General features: G+C 63.3%; 23 protein-coding genes. 9 read left to right on the forward strand and 14 right to left on the reverse strand.

From position 1 onward, the window contains the following. The 6 genes from M5B98_RS03665 (at position 1) to M5B98_RS03690 (ending at position 6,266) form a co-directional block, all read left to right on the forward strand. Positions 1 to 918 carry an ABC transporter permease gene (locus tag M5B98_RS03665; RefSeq protein ID WP_085710121.1) on the forward strand — a complete coding sequence of 306 codons (918 nt, stop codon included), beginning with the start codon at positions 1 to 3 and terminating at the stop codon, positions 916 to 918. Next, positions 915 to 1,703, forward strand: coding sequence for an ABC transporter permease (locus tag M5B98_RS03670; RefSeq protein WP_085695903.1), 789 nt, complete (start codon positions 915 to 917; stop codon positions 1,701 to 1,703). The genes M5B98_RS03665 and M5B98_RS03670 overlap by 4 nt, the downstream gene beginning before the upstream one ends. 15 nt (positions 1,704 to 1,718) lie before the next feature. Next, positions 1,719 to 2,771: an extracellular solute-binding protein gene (locus tag M5B98_RS03675; RefSeq protein ID WP_248741852.1), complete on the forward strand. Its 1,053-nt coding sequence runs from the start codon at positions 1,719 to 1,721 to the stop codon at positions 2,769 to 2,771. Between the two features lie 143 nt (positions 2,772 to 2,914). Further along, complete coding sequence (locus tag M5B98_RS03680; protein WP_248741853.1) at positions 2,915 to 4,111, forward strand: amidohydrolase family protein; 1,197 nt, start codon at positions 2,915 to 2,917, stop codon at positions 4,109 to 4,111. Next, positions 4,108 to 5,595, forward strand: coding sequence for an amidohydrolase family protein (locus tag M5B98_RS03685; RefSeq protein WP_248741854.1), 1,488 nt, complete (start codon positions 4,108 to 4,110; stop codon positions 5,593 to 5,595). Before M5B98_RS03680 ends, M5B98_RS03685 begins: the two co-directional genes overlap by 4 nt. An 11-nt stretch (positions 5,596 to 5,606) precedes the next feature. Continuing rightward, positions 5,607 to 6,266, forward strand: a complete 660-nt coding sequence (locus M5B98_RS03690) for a flavin reductase family protein (protein WP_114883506.1) — start codon at positions 5,607 to 5,609, stop codon at positions 6,264 to 6,266. A gap of 38 nt (positions 6,267 to 6,304) precedes the next feature. Here the strand turns inward: M5B98_RS03690 and M5B98_RS03695 are convergent, their stop codons facing one another. The 8 genes from M5B98_RS03695 to M5B98_RS03730 form a co-directional block, all read right to left on the reverse strand. Next, complete coding sequence (locus tag M5B98_RS03695) at positions 6,305 to 6,964, reverse strand: DUF799 domain-containing protein (protein WP_192551849.1); 660 nt, start codon at positions 6,962 to 6,964, stop codon at positions 6,305 to 6,307. Then, the gene (locus M5B98_RS03700; protein WP_192558170.1) at positions 6,961 to 7,329 is read right to left on the reverse strand and encodes a DUF4810 domain-containing protein; all 369 of its coding nucleotides are present in this window, start codon (positions 7,327 to 7,329) and stop codon (positions 6,961 to 6,963) included. The genes M5B98_RS03695 and M5B98_RS03700 overlap by 4 nt, the downstream gene beginning before the upstream one ends. A 29-nt stretch (positions 7,330 to 7,358) precedes the next feature. Beyond that, a complete protein-coding gene (locus M5B98_RS03705) occupies positions 7,359 to 8,045 on the reverse strand; it encodes a CsgG/HfaB family protein (protein WP_167748751.1) in 687 nt (228 codons plus the stop codon). Positions 8,046 to 8,300: 255 nt separating this feature from the next. Further along, positions 8,301 to 11,378 (reverse strand): error-prone DNA polymerase, encoded by a 3,078-nt coding sequence (locus M5B98_RS03710; RefSeq protein ID WP_248741855.1) that lies wholly within the window; start codon positions 11,376 to 11,378, stop codon positions 8,301 to 8,303. Further along, positions 11,375 to 12,790: a Y-family DNA polymerase gene (locus M5B98_RS03715; RefSeq protein WP_248741856.1), complete on the reverse strand. Its 1,416-nt coding sequence runs from the start codon at positions 12,788 to 12,790 to the stop codon at positions 11,375 to 11,377. Before M5B98_RS03715 ends, M5B98_RS03710 begins: the two co-directional genes overlap by 4 nt. Positions 12,791 to 12,797: 7 nt before the next feature. Next, a complete protein-coding gene (imuA, locus tag M5B98_RS03720) occupies positions 12,798 to 13,415 on the reverse strand; it encodes a translesion DNA synthesis-associated protein ImuA (RefSeq protein WP_248741857.1) in 618 nt (205 codons plus the stop codon). Beyond that, complete coding sequence (gene lexA, locus M5B98_RS03725) at positions 13,415 to 14,032, reverse strand: transcriptional repressor LexA (RefSeq protein WP_114883516.1); 618 nt, start codon at positions 14,030 to 14,032, stop codon at positions 13,415 to 13,417. The genes imuA and lexA overlap by 1 nt, the downstream gene beginning before the upstream one ends. Before the next feature lie 38 nt (positions 14,033 to 14,070). Continuing rightward, the gene (locus M5B98_RS03730) at positions 14,071 to 14,988 is read right to left on the reverse strand and encodes a LysR family transcriptional regulator (protein WP_248741858.1); all 918 of its coding nucleotides are present in this window, start codon (positions 14,986 to 14,988) and stop codon (positions 14,071 to 14,073) included. A gap of 103 nt (positions 14,989 to 15,091) precedes the next feature. Here M5B98_RS03730 and M5B98_RS03735 point away from each other — a divergent pair, with 103 nt between their 5' ends. Both M5B98_RS03735 and M5B98_RS03740 read left to right on the forward strand, forming a co-directional pair. Then, on the forward strand, positions 15,092 to 16,846 hold the full coding sequence (locus tag M5B98_RS03735; protein WP_248741859.1) for an amidohydrolase: 1,755 nt from the start codon (positions 15,092 to 15,094) through the stop codon (positions 16,844 to 16,846). Between the two features lie 102 nt (positions 16,847 to 16,948). Then, positions 16,949 to 17,686 carry a TorF family putative porin gene (locus tag M5B98_RS03740; RefSeq protein WP_248741860.1) on the forward strand — a complete coding sequence of 246 codons (738 nt, stop codon included), beginning with the start codon at positions 16,949 to 16,951 and terminating at the stop codon, positions 17,684 to 17,686. Between the two features lie 22 nt (positions 17,687 to 17,708). On the opposite strand, the gene M5B98_RS03745 is transcribed toward M5B98_RS03740, so the two are convergent. The 4 genes from M5B98_RS03745 to M5B98_RS03760 are packed head-to-tail and all read right to left on the reverse strand — an operon-like array spanning position 17,709 to position 20,573. Then, positions 17,709 to 17,987, reverse strand: coding sequence for a DUF971 domain-containing protein (locus tag M5B98_RS03745; RefSeq protein WP_248741861.1), 279 nt, complete (start codon positions 17,985 to 17,987; stop codon positions 17,709 to 17,711). Further along, positions 17,984 to 18,946, reverse strand: a complete 963-nt coding sequence (locus M5B98_RS03750; RefSeq protein ID WP_248741862.1) for a HEAT repeat domain-containing protein — start codon at positions 18,944 to 18,946, stop codon at positions 17,984 to 17,986. The genes M5B98_RS03745 and M5B98_RS03750 overlap by 4 nt, the downstream gene beginning before the upstream one ends. Beyond that, complete coding sequence (locus tag M5B98_RS03755) at positions 18,943 to 19,791, reverse strand: ABC transporter ATP-binding protein (RefSeq protein ID WP_248741863.1); 849 nt, start codon at positions 19,789 to 19,791, stop codon at positions 18,943 to 18,945. The genes M5B98_RS03750 and M5B98_RS03755 overlap by 4 nt, the downstream gene beginning before the upstream one ends. Next, positions 19,791 to 20,573 (reverse strand): ABC transporter permease, encoded by a 783-nt coding sequence (locus M5B98_RS03760; protein ID WP_248741864.1) that lies wholly within the window; start codon positions 20,571 to 20,573, stop codon positions 19,791 to 19,793. The genes M5B98_RS03755 and M5B98_RS03760 overlap by 1 nt, the downstream gene beginning before the upstream one ends. A 30-nt stretch (positions 20,574 to 20,603) precedes the next feature. On the opposite strand from M5B98_RS03760, the gene M5B98_RS03765 reads away from it, so the two are divergent. Beyond that, positions 20,604 to 20,786, forward strand: coding sequence for a hypothetical protein (locus M5B98_RS03765; RefSeq protein WP_248741865.1), 183 nt, complete (start codon positions 20,604 to 20,606; stop codon positions 20,784 to 20,786). A gap of 7 nt (positions 20,787 to 20,793) precedes the next feature. On the opposite strand, the gene M5B98_RS03770 is transcribed toward M5B98_RS03765, so the two are convergent. Both M5B98_RS03770 and M5B98_RS03775 read right to left on the reverse strand, forming a co-directional pair. Then, entirely contained in the window at positions 20,794 to 22,197 is a 1,404-nt protein-coding gene (locus tag M5B98_RS03770) for an ABC transporter substrate-binding protein (RefSeq protein ID WP_248741866.1), read from the reverse strand. 110 nt (positions 22,198 to 22,307) lie between these two features. Then, positions 22,308 to 22,553 (reverse strand): ferredoxin family protein, encoded by a 246-nt coding sequence (locus tag M5B98_RS03775; protein ID WP_007959413.1) that lies wholly within the window; start codon positions 22,551 to 22,553, stop codon positions 22,308 to 22,310. Between the last annotated feature and the right edge of the window lie 2 nt (positions 22,554 to 22,555).

The following is a 22,555-nucleotide window of genomic DNA, read 5'->3' on the forward strand; positions in this document are numbered from 1 at the left end:
ATGAGCGTCAGCAGCACTTCCCCCTCCCTCAACCGTGCGCTGTTGCTCAGCCCGGTGGTGTTGACCCTGCTTGCCCTGATCGCCATCCCGCTGGGGATCATGGGTTACATCAGCCTGCTGCCGCGCAACACCTACGGCGGCGTCGACTGGCAGGCCCAATGGCAACTGCAGAGTTACGTGCAGCTGTTTTTCCAGGAAGGTTTCGACGGCGAACTGGAGCTGAACTGGGTCTACGCCCAGGCACTGTTGCGCTCGGTGTTCCAGGCCGGTGGCACCACGCTGTTGTGCTTCCTGTTCGGTTTTCCAGTGGCGTTGTGGATGTCGAGCCTGACCCCGCGCCGGCGCAACCTGATGGTGTTGCTCATCACCATTCCGTTCTGGACCAACCTGCTGATCCGCAACTACGCGTGGCTGATCATCCTGCGCGAACAGGGCTGGGTCGCCCAAAGCCTTAACGCGCTGTTCCCGAGCGCCGGCGGCATCACCCTGCTCTACAACGACTTCGCGGTCAGCGTCGGTCTGGTCTACAGCTTCCTGCCGTTCATGATTCTGCCGATCTACTCGACCCTGGAAAAACTCGACTGGCGCCTGGTGGAAGCCGCCTATGACCTGGGCGCCAACCGCTGGCACGCGCTGCGCCGGATCATCCTGCCGCTGTCGATGCCCGGGGTGATTGCCGGTGCGTTGCTGGTGTTCGTGCCGAGCCTCGGCGCCTTCATCACCCCGGCGATCCTCGGCGGCGGCAAGACCCTGATGATCGGCAACCTGATCCAGCAGCAGTTCGGCACCGCGCGCAACTGGCCGCTGGGCAGCTCGCTGTCGTTCCTGTTGCTGGGGATTCTGCTGTTGTCGCTGGTGCTCTACGCCCTCTACAGCCGCAGCGCGGCGAAAACCCTGAACCGGGGAGCGAAAGCATGATCTCTCTGCACCTGAAAAAACTCCCGGCGACCCGGGAAATCAGCCTGCTGATCCTCGCCTACCTGTACGTGCCGATCCTGGTGTTGATCGTCTACAGCTTCAACGCCAACCGCTCGGCGACGGTGTGGACCGAGTTCTCGTTCGCCTGGTACGGGCGGATCCTGGCCAACCCGTCGATCCAGACGGCGGCGCTGAACTCGATCATCGTCGCGACCATCGCCACCGTGTGCGCGACGGCAATTGCGCTGCTGGCGGCGCTGGCGACTTACCGGCCGTTCTACGGGCAGAAAATGGTCGAGGGCGGAATCAACCTGCCGCTGATCCTGCCGGAGATCGTCACCGCCGTGGCGACCCTGCTGCTGTTCATGGCGCTGGGGATCAAGCTCGGCCTGATGACGGTGATCGTTGCGCACATCGGCTTCTGCATTCCGTTCGCCTACCTGCCGATCCGCGCACGGCTCAACGATCTGGACAAGAGCCTGCTGGAGGCCGCCAACGATCTGTACGCCAATCCATGGCAGGTATTCCGCCGCGTGACCTTGCCGCTGCTGTGGCCGGCGGTGTTGTCCGGTTCGGTGCTGGCGTTCGTGGTCAGTCTCGACGATTTCATCATGACCTTCTTCGTCGCCGGCCCCGGTTCGACGACGTTGCCGGTGTACATCTTCTCGGCGATCAAGGCTGGCGTGACGCCGGAGATCAACGCGATCTCGACCCTGATGCTGGTGATTTCCATCGTTCTCGTGGTGCTGGCCTTCTGGCTCGGCCAACGCGGCAAACAACAATAAACCTGGAGCGCGCTCATGAAAGTCAAAAACATGCGTCTGGCAGTATCCGGTCTGGCCCTGAGTTGTTTCACCGCGTTCGGCGCCCACGCCGCCGAGCCCAAGGAGCTGTTTTTCTACAACTGGACCGATTACTACCCGGTGGACCTGCTGGCCAAGTTCGAAAAGGAGACCGGAATCAAGGTCACCATGGACGGCTACGACAGCAACGAAACCCTGCTCGCCAAGCTGCAGGCCGGCGGCGCGGCGTATGACGTGATCGTGCCGTCGCAGTCGATCATGCAGACGCTGATCAAGCAGGATCTGCTGCTGGAAATCGACACCCCGACCCTGAGCAATTTCCAGTACGTCAAAGGCCCGTTCCGCGACCCGAGCTTCGATCCGGGGCGCAAATATTCGGCGCCGTACCTGTGGGGCACCACCGGGTTCTCCTATGACAGCGCCCGGGTGCCGGGGGGCAAGCTCGACGACTCGTGGAAAGAGTTCTTCGAGCCACGCAAGGAACTGCAAGGCCAACTCGCCGCCCTCGACACCTCCAGCAGCGTGATCAATGCCGCCAGCCATTACCTGAATGTCGACGAATGCACGGAAAACCCGCAGGACGCCAAGCGCATCCTCGAGCTGCTGCAAAAGCAGAAACCGTTACTGAAGATGTACAGCTCCGACAACACCGTCGACCGCATGGCCTCGGGCGAAGTGATCATGATGCAGAACTGGAACGGCTCGACGGCCCGCGCCACCTTGCAGAAGAACACCATCAAGTACGTGTACCCGCGTGAAGGCGTGGCGATGTTCCAGGACAACTTCGCCGTACCGAAAAGCGCACCGCATCCGGGCAACGCAAAGGTCTTCATCGACTGGATGATGAAACCCGAGAACGCCGCTGCCGTGTCCAACGCGATTGCCTATGCCAACGGCATTCAGAGCGATCAGTTGCTGGATGCGAAATGGAAAGTCATGGACGCGATCAACATGCCCGAGGAATACGCCTCGCGCCTGCGGCCGGAGAAGGAATGCAGCAACAAGGCGCGGGAGCTGCAGGATCGGATCTGGTCGAAGCTCAAAGGCTGATTGCCTGACTCAAGACCGCGTCGCGGCCATCGCGAGCAGGCTCGCTCCCACATTGAAATGCGCTCACCTTGTGGGAGCGAACCTGCTCCGGGCGGCACTCCGACGATGAGACCGCCCAGACAACATAGAAACAGAGGTATGAAATGTCCCACCCCCGCTGGCTCAGAAACATCCGCCCCTACGGCGCCCCCGCCGAAGACCTGCTGATCGAAAACGGCAAATTCACCCAACGCCGCCCGGCCTCCAATGCTCCATTGGCCGCCACCGACATCGACGGCCAGAACCAGCTACTCACCGCCCCGCTGGTGGAAAGCCACGTTCACCTCGACAAGACCCTGTACGGCCAGCCCTGGCGCCCGAACAGCGCCGGCCCGACGCTCAAGGACTACATCAGCAACGAGCGCCGCGTGTTGCGCGAAGTGAAAGCGCCGATCGCCGAACGCGCCGGCGCGTTGCTGGAAAACTGCATCGCCCGGGGTTCGCTGACCATGCGTTGCCATGTCGACATCGACCCGGAATTCGGCCTGCGCCACGTCGAAGCCATGCAGCAACTGCGCGAACGCTACAACGATCTGATCGACCTGCAACTGGTGGTGTTCCCGCAAACCGGTCTGATCAGCCGCCCCGGCACCGCCGAACTGATGCGCGAGGCCATGGCGCTGGGCGTGGAAAACGTCGGTGGACTCGACCCCTGCGGCATCGACAACGACCCGATTGCGCAACTGGACTTCGTGTTCAAACTGGCCGGCGAATTTCAGCGTGGCGTCGATATTCACCTGCACGACAAAGGCGAACTGGGCCTGTGGCAGATTGCCCGGATCGCGGATTACACCGAGCGTTTCAACCTGCAGAACCGGGTGATGATCAGCCACGCCTATTGCCTCGGCATGTTGCCGTGGAGCCAGGTCAAACCCGTCGCCGAACGCCTTGCTGCACTTGGCATTTCGCTGATGAGTTCGGCGCCGGCCGACTGTGCCGTTCCGCCATTCCTGGCGTTGCGCGAGACCGGGGTCAACGTGTGCCTCGGCTCCGACGGCATCCGCGATGCGTGGTCGCCGATGGGTAATGGCGACATGCTCGAACGGGCGATGCTTCTGGCATTCCGTTTCGACCTGGGCAAGGACGATGAACTGGCGGCGGCGTTCGACGCGGCGACCGTGAACGGTGCGCAGGCATTAGGAATCGAAGATTACGGCTTCGCCATCGGCAAGCCTGCGGACTTTCTGCTGATGCCCGTCGAAACCCTCGGTGAAGCTGTGGTCGCGCGGCCTGTGCGTCAGGTCTATCGCGGCGGTGAACTGATCGCCAGCGGCGGTCGCTTGCTGGGCAGCCGTCTGTGAAACGGATCGGCCTGAAGGCCGGTTGCGTGGTCGGCTTCGACGGCACGCGACATGTTCTGTGGCGCGACGGCGAAGTGGTGTTTGCCGGCTCGCGGATCGAGTTTGTCGGGCGCGGTTACCAAGGGCCGGTGGATCAGTGGATCGACTACGGCAATGCACTGATCGGCCCCGGCTTCATCGACCTCGATGCCCTCGGCGATCTCGATTCCACCGTGCTGACCCTGGACAACGGCGATGAACGCGCCATGGGCCGGATGTGGTCGGCGGAGTATCTGGCGGCCGGCCCGCGTGAGTCGTTCAACCCGGAAGAAGAAGTCTTCAAATACCGCTACGCCTTCACCCAGTTGATCCGCAACGGCATCACCACGGCGATGCCGATCACTTCGATGTATTACCGCGAATGGGCGGAGACCTACGACGAGTTCGCCGCCGTCGCCGACGTGGCGGGCGAACTGGGGCTGCGCACGTACCTTGGCCCCTGCTACATGAGCGGTATGAGTTACTGGCGCGCCGACGGCAGCCTTGCCCATCACTGGGATGAGACGCGGGGTCTGGCCGGGCTGGACGCGGCCAAACGGTTTTTCAAGGATTACGACGGTGCCCATGGCGGACGGATTCGCGGCGCACTATTGCCGGATCGAATCCAGACCTGCACCCCGACACTGCTGCAACGCACCTCTGCATTGAGCCGCGAACTGAATGCACCGATGCGTCTGCATTGCTGTCAGGCCACCAGTGAAGTCGCGATGGTCGAGCAATTGCGCGGCACCTCGCCGCTGGGCTGGTTGCAGCAACTCGACCTGCTCAGCCCGCGCAGCCTGTTACCCCACGGCATCTACACCTCGGGCGATGACGATCTGCAACGGGTCATCGACGGCGGCGCGAGTCTGGTGCACTGCCCGCTGGTGTTCGCCCGCGACGGCGAGGCGCTGAATTCGTTTGGCCGTTATCGGGCCAAGGGCATCAACTTCGCCCTCGGCACCGACACCTGGCCGGCGGACTTGCTGGCCAACATGCGCCACGGTTTGAACATCGCCCGATTGATGGAGGGCGGCCCACCGCTGACCAGCAGCCTCGACCTGTACAACGCCGCGACCCTCGGCGGTGCCAAGGCGCTGGGTCGTGACGATCTCGGGCGTCTGGCACCGGGGGCCAAAGCCGATATCACCGTGTTCAGCCTGCGCGGTCTGCATTTGGGCCCGCTGTTCGACCCACTGAAAAATCTGCTGCTGGCCGGGCGCGGCGACGACTGCATCGCCAGTTACATCGACGGTCGCTGCGTAATGCACGACGGTCAGGTCAACAGCGTCGACTACCCGGCCCTGCAACGCCAGGCCCAACGCCAATACGAAAAACTGATGCGCAGCCACAGCGACCGGGCTTTTGGCCGACCGGACTGGAAAACCCTGTTCCGGCCAGCCATTCCGTTCGCCGACGACTACAGCGCCGAGGCGCCACTGAGCGCCATTGATCCACTACTTTAGAGAACACTGCCATGCACAGCTTCGACTTCAGCCAACTGAGTCCACGGGAAAAGTACAAGATCCTGATCGGCAGCGTGGTGCCGCGCCCGATTGCTCTGGTCACCACCATCGACGGTGAAGGCCGGGTCAACGCCGCGCCGTTCAGCTTCTTCAATGCGCTGTCGGCGGATCCGCCCATTCTCGCGCTCGGTGTCGAAAACTACGGCGACCAGAGCCCCAAGGACACCACGCGCAATATCCAGATGAACCAGGAATTCACCGTCAACATCGTCAACGATGCACTGGTGGAAGCCATGAACGTCTGCGCCGTGCCGTTCGCGCCGGGCTTCGATGAGTTGACCGCAGCAGGCCTGACGGCAATCCCCGGCACTTCGGTCAAATGCCCGCGAATCGGCGAAGCGCCGGTGGCGCTGGAGTGTCGGCGGATGATGGCGCTGAACATCGGCCAGTCGCGGGAGATCATTTTTGGCGAGGTATTGATGGCGCATGTGCGCGACGAGTTGATCGACCCGAAAACCCTGTACATCGATCAATTGGGGCTGGATGCGATCGGGCGCATGGGCGGCCATGGTTATGCGCGGACCCGGGATTACTTCGATCTGCCGACCCGCTCGTTGCAAGCGTGGACGGAGGCACCGGGAGGTGGCGAGCGGTTCTGGCCTGGCAAATAAAAAGCGGCCCACCGAGGTGGGCCGCCGTGACAGGTCGATCAGTCAGTGCCGTACTTCGGCGACCGTGGCCCGTACAGCAGGCCTGCCGGATGTCCGGCCGACAGCAGACGATTGCTGGCCACACCGGCAATCGGGTAGCCGGCATCGGTGGAGCTGTTGACGATCTGTTTTACCGCAGCGGTGATCAGTGCGCCGATCAGGCCGCCGCCGCTGTTGTTGCCGCCCTCTTCGCTCGACGCCCGGGCCGCACCGGTCCACAGGGTCGCACCGGTTTTCAGGTCCACCAGTTTGGCGCTGGCGGTCACGGCGGTTTCGCTGCTGATCACCATGTAGCGCGTGCCGTACTCGCTGACGGTGATGTACAGCGCCGCGTCGGCACCGAAGATTTCCTGCAGCTTGTTGACCGGCGCCTGATGGATGTCATCCGGCGTGGTCAGGCCGTTCTGGCGGAACGTCTCGTCGACCAGCGTGATCGGCAGCACGTAATAACCGGCCTCGGCCAGCGGGAACGTCACTTGCGACAACAGGCTGTAGGACGCCTTGACGTCCGGCGAGGTGTTCAGCGGCGGCAGCACCAGAATGGACTTCGGACGCGCTTGCTTGTACGCCGAATAGTCCACGGTTTTCGGTGCGACGCAGCCACCGAGAACGGTCAGCGCCAGGCCGGCGGCCAGCAGTTTCAAGGCACGGGAGATCATTTGGCGTCTCCGGTCTTGGCGTTCTTGAGCAAGAAGTCCATGTAGGTGCCGGATTCGGGGAACAGGGTCTTCTCAGTGCGCAATTGCTGCACCATCTGATCGTCCTTGCCCATGCTCAGGTACAGCAGACCGAGGTGTGCGTGGTAACCCGGCGGTACAGGCTTGCCACTGGCGCGGATCTTTTGCAGATCGGCTTCCAGCGCTTCGGCCTGGGCCTCTTTCGGCGTTTCGCTTTTGAAGTATTCGTAGACTTGTGGCTGGTAGCCTTCCCACTGGTACAGGGTTTGCGGGCTGCTGCAACCGGCCAGCAAGGCGCTGGCGGCCAGTGTCATGGCCATCAGCGGCCGGGACAGGGACAGATTCATGGTGTGTTGCTCCTTGCGATGGGCGTCTATCAGTTGCCCGGTTTCCAGGCGCCGGCGTTCATGCCATCAACCAGGCGATTGATCGCCTCGCGCATGGCCAGATCGAGGACTTTGCCGTTGAGGGTGGAGTCATAGGCAGCGGTGCCGCCGAAGCCGATGATTTCGCGGTTGGACAAGGCGTATTCGCCGGCGCCCTGGGTCGAATACACCACTTCGGAAGTGCTGATGTTGACGATGTTCAGGTTGACCTTGGCGTAGGCGACCTGGGTCTTGCCACGGCCGAGAATGCCGAACAGTTGATGATCGCCGGTCTCTTTGCGGCCGAACTCGGTGACGTCACCGGTGACCACGTAATCGGCACCTTTCAGACGCTGGGCCTGGCCCTTGATCGCCGCCTCCTGTTGGATCTCGCCCATGTTGTCGCGGTCGAGCACGGAGAAACGGTTGGTCTGCTGCAGGTGAGTGATCAGGATGGTCTTGGCCTGACCGCCGAGACGGTCGACGCCGTCGGAGAAGATTCCGCGCATGTAGCTCGAACGGTTGTCGAACTTGCCCACGGCCATCGGGATACGGACACCGGTCCAGGCCTGAGTGGCGCTTTCCACCTTGGCCACCGGCAATGCGCGGGAGCTTTCGGTGGCGCAACCGGAAAGCGAGCCGGCCAGGGTGCCGAGGACGGCAATCGCAACGCCCGAGACCAACATCCGGGAGATCATTCTCACTGTGCATTCCTTCTGAAAAATGATGTGTCCCGGCACGGCAAAAATCGTGGGGGATCGGGAAAGGGCCGGCATTATGCCAAAGTGCCATCAGTGAGGACAGGTTTTTTTGACGCCAGTGAATTGGCTAAATATCAGACACAAAACCCCGTGGGAGCGAGCCTGCTCGCGATAGCGATGCGTCAGACGAAATAATTATCGGCTGTCTGGACGCCATCGCGAGCAGGCTCGCTCCCACAGGTTCAGAGGTTGTCAGTGGAAATCGCGGCTTTGCACCCGAATCCCGTTGAGCAACGAGCTGAGATCGCTCAAGCGTCCGGCAATCAGATGCCGCACCTCGCCTTCGCGCTCCCAGCGACCATCGACCTTGAGCAGTTGCGATCCCACCAGCACCTGCCGCTGACGCTCGGCCAGATCGCGCCAGACCACCACGTTGACGTTGCCGAACTCGTCTTCCAGCGTCACGAAGGTCACGCCGCTGGCAGTGGCCGGGCGCTGGCGTCCGGTCACCAGCCCCGCCACGCTGACCGGTCGCCCGTGCTCGACCTCCAGCAACTCCCGGGAGCTGCGACAGCGCCGCGCCCGCAACTCGTCGCGCAACAACGTCAGCGGATGCGGCCCCAGCGTGGTGCCGAGGGTGGCGTAATCGGTGAACAGGTCCTCGCTGACACTCGGTGTGGGCAACCGCACATCCGGCTCCTCCTGACTCGGCAATCCGGCAAACAACCCGAGCTGCTTCTGCACTCCGGCCACCTCCCAGCGTGCCCGATGGCGATGCCCGGCCAGGCCCCGCAGCGCTCCTGAGTCCGCCAGCAGCGCCTGGGCCCGGCTGTCGAGCCCGGCCCGTTCGCCCAGATCGGCGACATCGGCAAACGCGCCCCTCGCCCGAGCCTTTTCAATGTTCCGCGCATCATCTTCGCGAAAACCCTTGATCATGCGCAGGCCCATGCGAATCGCCGGTTGCTCGCCGGTGATCGGCTCCAGGCTGCAATCCCAGTCGCTGGCGCGTACGTCCACCGGGCGGATTTGCAAATGATGCCGGCGCGCATCCTGGAGAATCTGATCCGGGCTGTAGAAACCCATCGGCCAGCTGTTGATCAGCGCACAGGCGAACGCCGCCGGTTCATGGCACTTGAGCCAGCAACTGGCATAGGTCAGCAAGGCAAAACTGGCGGCATGGGACTCGGGAAAACCGTAACTGCCGAAGCCCTTGATCTGCTCGAAGATCTGCGCGGCGAATTCCGGGCTGTAGCCGTTTTTCTTCATGCCGGCCGCCAACCGCTCCTTGTGCGGCTCCAGCCCGCCGTGGCGTTTCCACGCCGCCATGGAGCGCCGCAACTGATCGGCCTCGCCGGGGCTGTAGTCGGCCGCGACAATCGCGATCTGCATCACTTGTTCCTGAAACAGCGGCACGCCGAGGGTGCGTTTGAGCACCACCTCCAGCTCCGGCGACGGATAGGTTTCCTTTTCTTCCTTGTTCCGCCGGCGCAAATACGGATGGACCATCCCGCCCTGGATCGGCCCCGGCCGGACGATGGCCACCTCGATCACCAGATCGTAGAAGTTTTGCGGGCGCAGGCGCGGCAGCATCGACATCTGCGCCCGGGACTCGATCTGGAACACGCCGATGGTGTCGGCGCGACTGATCATGTCGTAGGTCGGGCGATCGTCAGCCGGGATGGTGGCCAGGCTCAGATCCTGATGGCGATGACGGCGCAGCAGGTCGAAACAACGACGAATCGCACTGAGCATGCCGAGGGCGAGGATATCCACCTTGAGCAGCCCGACCGCATCGAGATCGTCCTTGTCCCACTGGATGATGGTGCGGTCGGCCATGGCGGCATTTTCCACCGGCACCAGCGTGTCCAGCGGCTGCTCGGAGATCACGAAACCGCCGGGATGCTGCGACAGGTGCCGGGGGAAGCCGATCAGTTGCCCGGTCAGGCTCAGCACCCGGTGCAGGATCGGGCTGTCCGGGTCGAAGCCGTTTTCGCGCAGGCGTTCCACGGGTGGTGTTTCATCACTCCAGTGGCCGCAGCAGTCGGCCAGCGCGTTGATCTGGTCCGGCGGCAAGCCCAGCGCCTTGGCCACATCGCGCACCGCACCGGCCGCGTGATAGGTGCTGACCACCGCCGTCAGCGCCGCACGACGGCGGCCATAACGACGAAACACGTATTGCAGGACTTCTTCCCGGCGCTCGTGCTCGAAATCCACGTCGATGTCCGGCGGCTCGTTACGCTCCCTCGACATGAAACGCTCGAACAGCAGCGTGGTGCGATCCGGGTCGATCTCGGTGATGCCCAGAGCAAAACACACCGCCGAGTTGGCCGCCGAACCGCGACCCTGACAAAGGATTTTCTGCTCCCGGGCGTAGCGCACCACGTCGTGCACGGTGAGGAAGTAGCTTTCGTAGCCGAGTTCGGCGATCAGCTCCAGCTCATCGTCGATCTGTTTGAGCACCTTGGGCTGTGCGCCTTTCGGCCAGCGCCAGGCGATGCCCTCTTCTGTCAGGTGGCGCAGCCAGGAACTGGCGTCGTGTTCCTCGGGCACCAACTCTTTCGGATACTGATAACGCAACTGGCCGAGGTCGAACGTGCAACGGCGGGCCAGCTTCACCGATTCGTCGAGCAGGGTCTGCGGATACAGTTCGCTCAACACGTCGAGGCTGCGCAGATGCCGCTCGCCATTGGGGTGCAGCCGCAACCCGGCCTCGGCCACCGTGACGTGATGACGGATCGCGGTCATGGTGTCCTGCAAGGCCCGGCGGCCACGGGCGTGCATGTGCACATCGCCGCTGGCCACGGCCGGAATCTGCAGCTCATCTGCCAGACTCAGGAGTGCGGCAAGTCGTTGCTGATCGTTCTGCCCGCGATGCAATTGCACCGCCAGCCACAGACGCTCGCCGAAGGTCTGTTTAAGCCAGCGGCCCTCTTCCACCTCATCGACCGCATCCGGCACCCACAGCACCAGCAATCCCGGCAACGGTTCGCTGAAGTCTTCGCGCAGCACCTGATATTGGCCTTTCTGCGTGCGCCGTCGAGCCTGGGTGATCAAGCCGCACAGCGCCTGATAACCCTCGATGTTCTCCACCAGCAACACCAGTTTCGGGCCGTTCTCGATGCGGATCTCGCTGCCGATGATCAGCGGCAGCTCCACGGACTTCGCCGCCTGCCAGGCACGGACGATCCCGGCCAGGGTGCATTCATCGGTGATCGCCAGCGCCTGATAGCCGTGCTTCTTCGCCCGCTGGAACAGTTCCAGCGCACTGGACGCTCCGCGCTGGAAGCTGAAGTTCGACAGGCAGTGCAGCTCTGCATAACCCTCGTTCATGCGAACCAGCCCTGCAGCCACAACGGGCCACCCTCACCCACTGCCCGGTACGCCCAGCCTTGCTGGCCGGCACGGTTCTGGATCAGGTAATAGTCGCGGCGCACGTCGTCACCGTCCCACCAGCCGGACTCGATGCGTTCCGGGCCCATGAGGATGCGCGCCGAACCTTCGGGCACGGACTGCGGCTCACCCAGCAACCAGCCCGGACGCTGCACGCCCGGCAACGCAGCACAAGGCTGCTTGTCATCGGCGTTCTGCCACGCGCACTCAGGTCGGTGATCGGCCTGGAAGCGCAGGCCCTGTACCGCGTCATCCCCCAGTCGCGCACGCAAGCGTTCGCGCAGTTGCTCCCAGGGCAAGGTCTGCTGCGGGCGGTCGTCGAACAGCTCCTGAAACTGCGGTACGAAACTCGGCAGTTCCTCGGCCCGCAGACGAAAACCGCGCACCGGGGCCTCGACCTGCACCTGCTCCAATCGACCACGGGCCAGTTCGAAGAGCATCGCCGGATCGCGCTCGGCGCTGAGCAGGCCGACCTTGATCAGCGTGTCCGGCAACCCTGCATGCTCCAGATGCAGATCGAAGCGCTGCACGCCACTGTCACGCCCGCACAAGAACGCCGAGAGATCGGAGGTCAGGCGACGCAACGGGAACAGCAGCGCCTGATGGGACTGCACGTCGAAGTTGAGTTCGATGCGCACGTCGAAACGATCCGGTGGCAGGTAGAACGCCAGCGCCAGTGGCCGTGCGCCGAACAGCGTATCCAGATGCTTGAGCATCGGCGCCTCGAAACGCCGGGCCAGAGCCTGACGCGGCAGGCTCTGCACCTGATGGAGGTGGCGCAGGCCCATGCGCGACAGCGCCGTGGCCACGCCCGGATCAAGTCCGACACGGTCGACCGGCAGTTGCCCGAGGTGATGGCGCAAGGCTTCACCATCCGGCACCACCAGTCCGTCATAGGCGTTGGCCAACACTCGCGCCGCCACCGGGTTGGGCGCGGCGACGATACGGTGACGAAAGCCCAGCTCCGTCAGCTCCGTGCGTAAGCGCGCCTCGAACTGCGCCCAGGAACCGAACAGCCCGAGGCTCGATTCGATCTCGAACACCACGGTGCGCGGGTAATGCACGCTGACCTGGGCGCTGAAACGATAGGCCCAGGCGGCGAGAAACTGTTGCCAGTGTTCGACCTCGGCCGCGTCGTAATCGACGGTGACAAACCCTTTGCTCATGGCCTGCGCGGCGGTCATCGACTGCCCCGGACGCAAGCCCAGCGCCCGCGCCGCCGAATTGACTGCTTGCAACACCCGGCGCTGGGCCGGACCGCTGAGCAGCGCCAGGGGTTGCTCGGGATCGGGGCGTTGACGTAGCACGGCGTCGAGGGCCAATTGCGGGAACAGAATGCAAACCCAGCGCATGGCGACCTCAATGCCCCACGGCGAAGGCAATCGGTGCAGTGCGCGCCAGACCGCCCCGGCATTTGAGCACGCGCAATTGCGCCGGGCGGGCATCGATGGCAATGCGCAGCGCGGCTGGCGACGGGTTGACCGCTTCGCTCAATGGCCGCCACGCGAACGCCAGGGTCTGGCCGGTTTCCGCCGCCACCTGCAAACGGCGCAAGGCGCGGTCATCGGCCTTGTGCGGCCAGCACAGCACCGCGCCGCAACTGCCCGAGCGCAGGCATTGTTCCGCCGCCCACAACGCATCACGTTCGCTGGCCTGGATCACCGACAACTGCCACAGATCGACCCCGGCATTGGCCCAGGCCTGCGGGTATGGCACGAACGGCGGCGCCACCAGCACGATGCGCTCCCCCGCCGCCGACAGCCGCGCCAGGGTCGGCCACACCAGTTGCAGCTCACCGACACCAGGGCCGGCCAAAAGGATTTCGCTCAGCGCCGCTTCCGGCCAGCCACCGCTGGGCAAGGCTGCGTCCAGCGCCGCGTGCCCGGTGGGTTGCGGGCTCGCGGTGGGTGGCGCAGGCCGGCCCTTCCAGACCTGGCCGCCATTGAACAGCGTATCCAGCGCAACGACGGCACCCATCAGCCTTGCCTCACCAGACCGCAGAACACGCCTTCGATGGCCAGGTCCTGATCGTCACGCACCACAATCGGCTGGTACGCCGGGTTGCGCGGCAACAGGCGAACCTCATCGCCGACCCGCTCGAAGCGTTTGATGGTGACTTCACCGTCGAGCCGCGCCACCACGATCTGGCCGTTGAGCGCCTCGGGGTTGCGCCGCACGCCGACCAGATCGCCGTCGAGAATGCCGTCCTCGATCATCGAATCGCCCTGCACCCGCAACATGTAGTCGGGCGTGCGGGAGAACAGCGCCGGATCGAGCATCAGCCGATTGTGGATATCAGCGTCGGCGCCGATGGGCGCACCGGCGGCCACCCGGCCGAGCACCGGCACTTCGAGCAGCTCCGGTCGCGCAGGCTGCCCGAGCAGGCGAATGCCCCGGGCCTGATGCGGATTGACCTCGATGAACCCGGCTTCGGTGAGCGCCAGCACATGCTTGCGCGCCACGCTGCGGGAGGCAAAACCAAAAGCCTCGCTGATTTCAGCGAGGCTTGGGGGCTGACCGTGTTCGGCGATGCGTTCGCGGATAAAGGTCAGGATGGCGGTACGGCGGGGAGTCAGATTTGTCATGGAGTACATTTGTACTCCTGCGGGAATTTCCTGACAAGCACCGCCAGTCAGCTCAAACCGCGCTCCGCCAGAAACCCTGCGATGTAGTCAATGAACGCCACAACCTTGGCCGTCGCCCGCCGATGGCTCGGGTACACCGCCAGAATGTGCGGGCCGAAACTGTCCGGGTCTATGTCGTAATCAGCCATGACCCGCACCAGTCGCCCGTCGGCGATATACGGGGCGGCACTCCACAACGGCGTGTGCAGCAAGCCGCGCCCGGCCAAAGCGCTGGCCAGCAGCAGGTCGTAATTGTCGCTGCGCAACAACGGCGCCGCCGGTTGCGCCAGGCTCAGGCGCTGGCCGTCGCGCTCGGCCCACCAGAATTCGCGACTGAGCAACGGATGCCGGTACAGCAGCCATTCATGCTGGTCGAGGGTTTGCGGCGTGACCGGCAAGCCCTTGCGTGCCAGGTATTCGGGGCTACCGCAAAGTGCCAGGCGATTGCTGCCGACCACCCGGGCAATCAGCCCCGGCAAGTCATCGTGCCCTTCGCGCAACGCCAGGTCGTAGCCGCTTTCCAGCAGATTGACGAATTCGTCGCACAAATCCACTTGCAGGCTGATCTGCGGGTATTGCTGCAAAAAGCCGTCGCACACCTGATCGAGAAACGCCCGGCCGTAAGCCAGCGGCGCAGTGATTTTCAGGCTGCCGCGCAGGCCGTGCTGCAACTGCTCGATTTCTTCGCCGGCCTCGTCCAGCCGTTGCAGCACCTGTCGTGCGGTTTCCAGATAGAGGCGGCCGATTTCCGTCAGCAAAATCCGCCGCGTGCTGCGCTCGAACAGCCGCGCACCAAGTTCAGCTTCCAGATGATTGACCGCTTTGGTCAGGGCCGACGGGGTCTTGCCCAGTTGCTCGGCAGCGCGGCTGAAACTGCCGAGCTGCGCGGTGACCACAAACATTTTCAGTGCACCCAGCTTGTCCATGCTTTTTCCATTCAGGCAAAAACGTTTTTCGTGAGGGAGGCGTTCTGTCGGGCGTTGGCAGCCACTAATCTGGCCATCAGACGCAATAACAAGGAAATGTTCAATGAAAAGATTCATCCCGCATTTCACAAAAAATGTGCTGATCGTCGCTATGAGTTTTGCCTCGATGGAAGCCATGGCAGCTACCGATCTGGTGCTGCTCAACGGCAAGATTTTCACCGCCGACCGCGCTCAACCGCAGGTTCAGGCGCTGGCCGTGGAGAACGGCAAAGTGCTGAAAGTCGGCACCGATGCGCAGATCAAAGCCTTGATCGAACCCGGCACCCAAGTGATCGACCTTCAAGGCAAGGCGATGATGCCCGGCTTGATCGACAGCCACTCCCACGCGATTTTCGGCGGACTGGAAATGGTCTCGGCGAACATGGAAGACGAGGTGGTCGAACTCGACGAACTGGAAAAACGCCTGCGCAGCTGGCGTGAAGACGGCAAGGCCCGGCATGGCGATGTGTTGAGCGTGGCCGGCATGAGTTCGGCGTACTGGGCCAAGGCTGAAGCCTTGGGCAAGATCTTCAACCACGGCGAATGGGCCGACGTGCCGGTGGTGTTCACCGGCAGCGATCACCACACGGCGTGGGCCAACAATGTGATGCTCAAGCGTGCGGGCATCGACGCCGCACTGCTGAAAACCCTGCCGGATGCGGAAAAAGACACCCTCGGCAAACTGGCCAGCGGTGAGCCGAACGGCTTTGTGGTCGATGCCGGTTGGGATCGGGTCGCCTCGAAAATGCCGGTGCCAAGCCCTGCCGACCTGCTCAAGGCTGCGCAATCGGCGATGCGTTTCAACAACAGCCTCGGCATCACCGCGTGGATGGACCCCGCCGCCAACGCCGCCCCGGGCGAGGCGGTGTTCGCCCTCAAGCCCACCGAGAAAACCGTCGGCGTATTGCCGGCCTATAAAGCCCTGTCGGAAAGCGGCGGCATGACCGCCCACGTCGCCGCATTGCTGGTGGCCAACCCGAAAAGCGTCCCGGCCGATCTCGACACCCTCGACAAGGTTCGCCAACAGTTCCAGGGCATCCCCAATCTGACGCTGCCGGGAATCAAGATCTTCGCCGACGGCGTGATCGAATACCCGGCCCAGAGCGCGGCGATGATCGATCCCTACAGCAACTCGCACAAACAGGGCGAATTGCTGATCGACCCACAGCACTTCGGCGAACTGGTCAGCGCCATCGACCAGCGCGGCTGGCTGGTGCATATCCACGCCATCGGCGACCGCGCGGTGCGCGAGTCACTCAACGGCATCGCCCAGGCACGCAAGGACCGACAGAGCGGCGTGACGCACTCGATCACCCACCTGCAAATGGTCAACCCGAAGGAATTCGCCCGTTTCAAACCGCTGAACGTGATTGCCTCGATGCAACTGCTGTGGGCCAGCGCCGACGACTACACCACCGACATGATCAAGCCTTACGTCAGCGCACTCGCCTTTCGTTATCAATACCCGGCGCACTCGCTGCTCAAGCAGGGCGCGACGATTGCCGGCGCCAGCGACTGGCCGGTGTCCTCGCCGAACCCGTTCAACGCCATCGCCCAGGCCATCACCCGCACCGGCCCGCTGGGCGTGCTCAACGCCGACGAACGCCTGGACCGCGAAACCATGCTCTACGCCTACACCGTCAACGCGGCACGGACCATCGGGCTGGAGCAACAGATCGGCTCGCTGAGCCCCGGCAAGCAGGCCGATTTCATCGTGCTCGATCGCGACGTGTTCAGCGTCGATGACAAGGCGCTGCATGACACGAAGGTGCTGCAGACCTGGTTCGGTGGTCGTCAGGTCTACGCCCCTACCCTCTAAAAACAATCGCCGTACCCCCTGCCCGACCCCGCGCCAGCCGCCGGGGTCCGGCGCAGCCTTGCCCGCTTCCTGCCCATAACAATCACAACATCGGGACTTCACATGAAAGCCATGCCTCTGCTCGCCCTCACTTCCTTGAGCCTGTTGCCTTTGAGCAGCCACGCGATCCCCCTGAACGATGATTTCGCGGTGCTGGTCGACCTGACCCTGGCCAGCGACTACCGCACCCGCGGCATCTCCCAGACCCAGAACGATCCGGCGGTACAGGCCGGTTTGACCCTGGCTCACAGCAGCGGTCTGTACCTCGGCGCGTGGAGTTCGAACGTCGATTTCGGCGGCGGCCTGAAAACCCGTCAGGAGGTCGACTACTACGCCGGCTGGCTATGGCAGGCGACCGAGGCTGTGAGTCTGGATCTGGGCTACATCAAATACGCGTATCCCAAGGAGAGCCAGTTCAACCAAAGCGAGGTGTATTCGATTCTCAGCGCCTACGGGGTGAAACTCGCGGCCTATTACTCCAGCGACGCGCCGGGCATCGACAGCAAACAGAGTTCGCTCTACAGCTACATCGGTTATGAAACCGAATTGCCGTTCGATTCCGGGCTGAAGCTGCGCTACGGCAACATGGACTTCAAGGACCCGCATCTGTACTCGGCGTCCGGTCATGGCGAAGAGTCCTACCGGGAGTGGGAAGTCAAACTGACCCACAACCTGGCCGGCGTGGTGCTGGGCCTGAGCTACATCGACACCGACCTTTCGCAGAGCCAATGCCTGAGCAACTGGGGCTTCAGGGATGTGTGCACGGCGACGGTGGTGGCCAGCGTCAGCAAATCCTTCTGAGCCCCGGTTGATTGCGCTGAGCCTAAGGCTTGAGCTGCGCCAGGTACTGCCACGGATAGATCCCGCGCTGATGACCATCGCTGAACACCAGTTGCAGTCCGTAGCCCTGCTGGTTGAGTTCGATCACACGAACCCGATCATCCACCAGCGGGGCCGAGCCCTGCAGGCGAAACGCCCGGCACTGCGAACACGGGCACTGCCGGCGCAGCTCGGCATGGTCGAGCAACTGCTCGCGGCCATCCGGCCAGCTCAGCCGCAAGCGGTGTTCACTTTGGGAATTGCCGATCGCCAGCGGATTCATTGCAGCTGACTCAAGGCAATCCGCACGGCTTTGCGCACTTCCGGGTCGCCGTCGTCCTGCGCGGCCTGCAACGCCGCCACGGCGCCGCGATCATTCAACTCACCCAGCGCCAGCGCCGCTTCCTTGCGCAGGTTGCTGATGCGATGGCCGAGGGTGTCGATCAGGGCGTCGAGGGCCGGCACGTAACGCAAACGGCCGAGGCTGCGCGTGGCGCGCAGGCGTACCTGCCAGTAGTCGTCGCCCAAGGCTTCGATCAGCGCCGGACCTGCGTCGGTGTGGCCGACTTTGCCGAGGGTGGTCGCGGCTTCTTCGCGTACCTGCCAGGCGTTGTCCTGCAAGGCCTGACGCAAGGCCGGCAGCACATCTGCGCCACTCGCCAGGCCCAGGGCGCCGGTGGCGGCGCGGCGTACTTCGGTGTCCGGGTCATTGCTGGCCAAGCGTGCCAGCGCCGGCAAGGCATCCAGCTGTTTGAGCCAGCCGAGCACGCCCACGGCTTCGCGGCGGACACTGGCATCGGCATCGCTCAGCGCCTGAATCGCGGCAGGCGCGGCGCCGGGGAAACGCAACTCACGCAAGGCGCGGAATGCGGCAGTCCGCACGCCGGTTTCCGCATGGGCGGTCCACGGCAGAATCACCCTGCCCGCCGCTTCGGTCTTGAGCAGGCTCAGGCTCTGCGCCGCAGCGGCCTGCACTGCTGGCGACGGATCCGTCAGCGCCTGGCACAGCGCTTCAACCACCGGTTCGTCTTCCCAGGCTTCCAGTAGACGCGCCGCTTCGGCACGCACTTCTTCGGCAGGGTCTTCGGCCAGTCGCTCGACCAGCCAGAGCAAGCCGTCCGGCTCTTCGAGGTCAGCCAGATCGATCAGGGCAATCCTGCGCACACCGGCGTCATCGGCAGTCAGGCGCGGTTGCAGGGCGAGAATGTCATCGTTATCGGTCACAGCAAAAAATGAGGTCACAGGGCAAATCTCGGCAAGGCGTTTTCAGGAGGCAAACCGAGCGGATTGAGGCGCGGCAGCGGTCGGTCGTTGTCGTGGCGCAGCAGGTCGAGGCAGTGGCGCTTGAGGCGCGAGAACTCGTGGCTGGTGACCAGTCCGGTGGTGCGTGGGCGCGGGAAATCCAGGCGCAGGTCTTCGATGATCCGCCCCGGCCGTGCGCTCATCACCAGCAAACGGTCGGCGAGGAACAACGCTTCATCGATGTCATGAGTGACGAATACCACGGTGGTGCGAATCCGCGTCCAGATGTCCAGCAGCAGTTCCTGCATGTTCAGTCGGGTCAGCGCATCCAGTGCGCCAAAGGGTTCGTCCATCAGCAACAGCCGTGGCCGGTTGACCAGCACCCGGGCGATTTCCACCCGTTGCTGCATGCCGCCGGAGAGTTGATCCGGCCAGCGCTCGGCGAAGCCTTCGAGGCCGACCAGTTTGAGAATTTCATCAGCGGCGCGATGACGTTCGGCCTTGCCGATGCCGCGCATCTTCAGGCCGAAGGCAACGTTGTCGCGCACCGTGCGCCACGGGAACAAGGTGTGATGCTGGAACACCATGCCGCGCTGCGGTGACGGGCCGGACACTTCGGCGCCGTCGACTTTCAACTGCCCGCCGTGAGGTTGCAGATGCCCGGCCAATGCGCCGAGCAAGGTCGACTTGCCGCAACCGGACGGTCCGAGAACGCACACGAACTGGCCCGGCTCGATCTGGCAATCCAGCCCCTGCACCGCTTCGAACGCTTGCCGGCCTTCGCCGAGGACGATGGACAACTGGCGGATGTCGATCCGCCCTTCCGGGGTTTGCATCACGCTCATCAGGCTTTCCCTCGTGGTCGGTGCCAGGGCGTGAACAGCCCGCCCAGACGTTTGATCAGCAGGCTGCTGCCCATGCCCAACACGCCGATCAGCAACATGCCGACCACGATGTCGGCGTAGTTCTGGATGGTGTAGGACTCCCAGGTGTAATAACCGATGCCGAACTGGCCGGAGATCATTTCGGCGGTCACCAGACAGAACCACGACGTGCCCATACCGATCGCCAACCCGGTGATGATGCTCGGCGCGGCGCCCGGCAGGATGACTTCCAGCAGGATCGCCCGACGCCCGGCCCCGAGGCTTTTGGCCGAGGCGATCAACCGTGGATCGACGCCTTCGACGCCATGCACGGTGTTGAGCAGGATCGGAAACAGCGCGCCGGTGAAGGTAATGAAGACCATCGACAGCTCCGAGGACGGGAACATCAGGATCGCCAGTGGAATCCATGCGACGGCGGGGATCGGGCGCAGCACTTCCAGTGGTGGCAGCAGCAGGTCTTCGGCCCATTTCGAGCGGCCGATGGCCAGGCCCAGGGCGATGCCGATCAGCAGTGCCGCGAGGTAACCGGCGAAAACCCGGCCGAGGCTGGCGCTCAGGTGCTGGATGAGCTTGCCGGAGTCGCCGAGGCCGAGGGCGGCTTCGATCACGGCCAGCGGGGTCGGGACGTTGGCGAAGGTGACGAGACCGAGGTTCCAGTGGTGGCTGGCGGCTAGTTGCCAGAAGAGCAGGCAGAACGCTATGGAGGTTGCTCTGGTGGTCCAGCGGGCTTTCGGGATTTTCATGGATCGGGTTTCCAGGTTTGGAGCGGTGTAATGACTGAGATCGACCCCCTCACCCCAGCCCTCTCCCCCAAGGGGGCGAGGGGGAAAGGGAGCCGATTTGCATCGTTTTCAAGTCCTGAGTTCGGCTCAATATCTCCGGTCGGCGTAACTTTCCAGAACAACACCGTCAGTCCCCTCTCCCTCCGGGAGAGGGTTAGGGTGAGGGGCTTTTGATCTTCAATTAGCGGGCAGCAACCGCTTGGGTGGTGGCATCGGTGAAGTCGAAGACTTTCCCACCCTGCGCCGTGGCAAATTGCTGCGCCTGCCCCTTCAACAAAAACGCACTCAACCGCCCCTTCCCATCACTGGCAAACCACGCCTGCTCCGCCAGCAACTTGATCCCGCTGTCACTCGCCTGGGCATACACCGCACGGATGTTCTTGCCTTCCGACTTCAGGCCGGCCAGTGCGGCAAACGCCTCTTCAGCCGAGGCATAACTCCGAACCTTGTCCTCCCCCCGCACCCAGATTTCCGCGACATGGCTGAAATCGCTGATGGCTTTTCCAGTCACCGCATCAACAGACTTCAACGGCGTCTGCGCGTAGTTGGCCAGTTGCGCGGTGTAATCCAGATTCGAGGCCTTGAACGCTGCGCGGATGTACTGATCGTCGATAAAGGTATTCAGATCGAGCCCGCGATCGGCCTTCTTCAGCAACTTCAGCGTGTCGATGGCAGTGCCCACGGCCTGTCGATATTCCGGTTTCCAGCTCAGGTCACGGGTCTGCACGCCGAGCGGGCCGTGGAACAGGTAATTGACCTCGGCATCGACGCCGGTGACTTTGGCGATCAACTCGCTGTATTTCTCCGGTTCGGCGGCCAGCAGTTGATTGGCCTCGATGCTTGCACGCAGGTAGGCAACGACAATTTCCGGGTACTTCTTGGCGTAGGCCTGATCGACCAGCGCACCGTGGAAGGTCGGCGCATTGGCCTGGGCGCCATCGTAGATCTTGCGGGCGAAACCGCGACTCGGAAACAGTTCGGCGAACGGTACAAAATCAGCGTGGGCGTCGATCTTGCCGGCCTGCAACGCGGAGCCTGCGACCTCCGGCGGCTGGGCGATGATGTTCACATCCTTGAGCGGGTCCCAGCCCTGCTCCGCCACGGCGCGCAGCAGCATGCCGTGGGCGGTGGAGGCGAACGGCACGGAAATGGTCTTGCCTTTGAGCTCGCTCAACGACTGCACGCCGGACGCGCTCGGTACCACGATGCCGTTGCCGCTGCCCTTGATGCTGCCCGACAACACGCTGATGAACAGGCTGTGTTTGCCGGCGGTTTCGAACGCCACGCCATTGAACGCACCGGGGAAATCGGCCATGGCACCGAAGTCGAGTTTGCCGGCGACCATCTCGTTGGTCAGCGGTGCGCCGCTGGTGAAGTTCTTCCACTGCACATCATATTTGGCGTCCTTGTAGGCGCCGTCGTGGGGCAGGTATTTGTCGAGCAGGCCGAGCTCACGGATCAACAGCCCGCCGGCGGCGCAGTTGATGGTGGTGTCCTGGGTGCCGATGGCGATGCGGATGGTTTCGGCCGAGGCCGACAGGGTGAACGAAGCCAGTACCAGACCGGCGATTGCTGCACGCAACATGGTTGAATCCCCTCGAATCATTTATAGGATGTTCGTCTCCGCCGCGATCAGGGCGCGGTGGGAAACGAGGGGTGTCTTGAATCAGGCGTCCGGTGTTGCCGGATAGCGTTTTAGCGGAGCAGGTACGGGATTTCGACTTTCACCGCACCGGTCGGGCAATCCTTTTCGCAAGGCATGCAGTACCAGCATTCATCGAAGGCCATGTAGGCCTTTTGCGTGGCCGGGTTGATCGCCAGCAGGTCCATCGGGCAGACGTCGACACACACGGTGCAGCCTTTTTCGGCGATGCATTTGTCCTCGTCCACGGTGACGGGGGCATTGGAGCGGAAGAAGATTTCCTGGGCTTGGTAGGCCATGG

Source organism: Pseudomonas sp. MWU12-3088 (genome assembly GCF_023242405.1).
GTDB lineage: Bacteria > Pseudomonadota > Gammaproteobacteria > Pseudomonadales > Pseudomonadaceae > Aquipseudomonas > Aquipseudomonas kribbensis.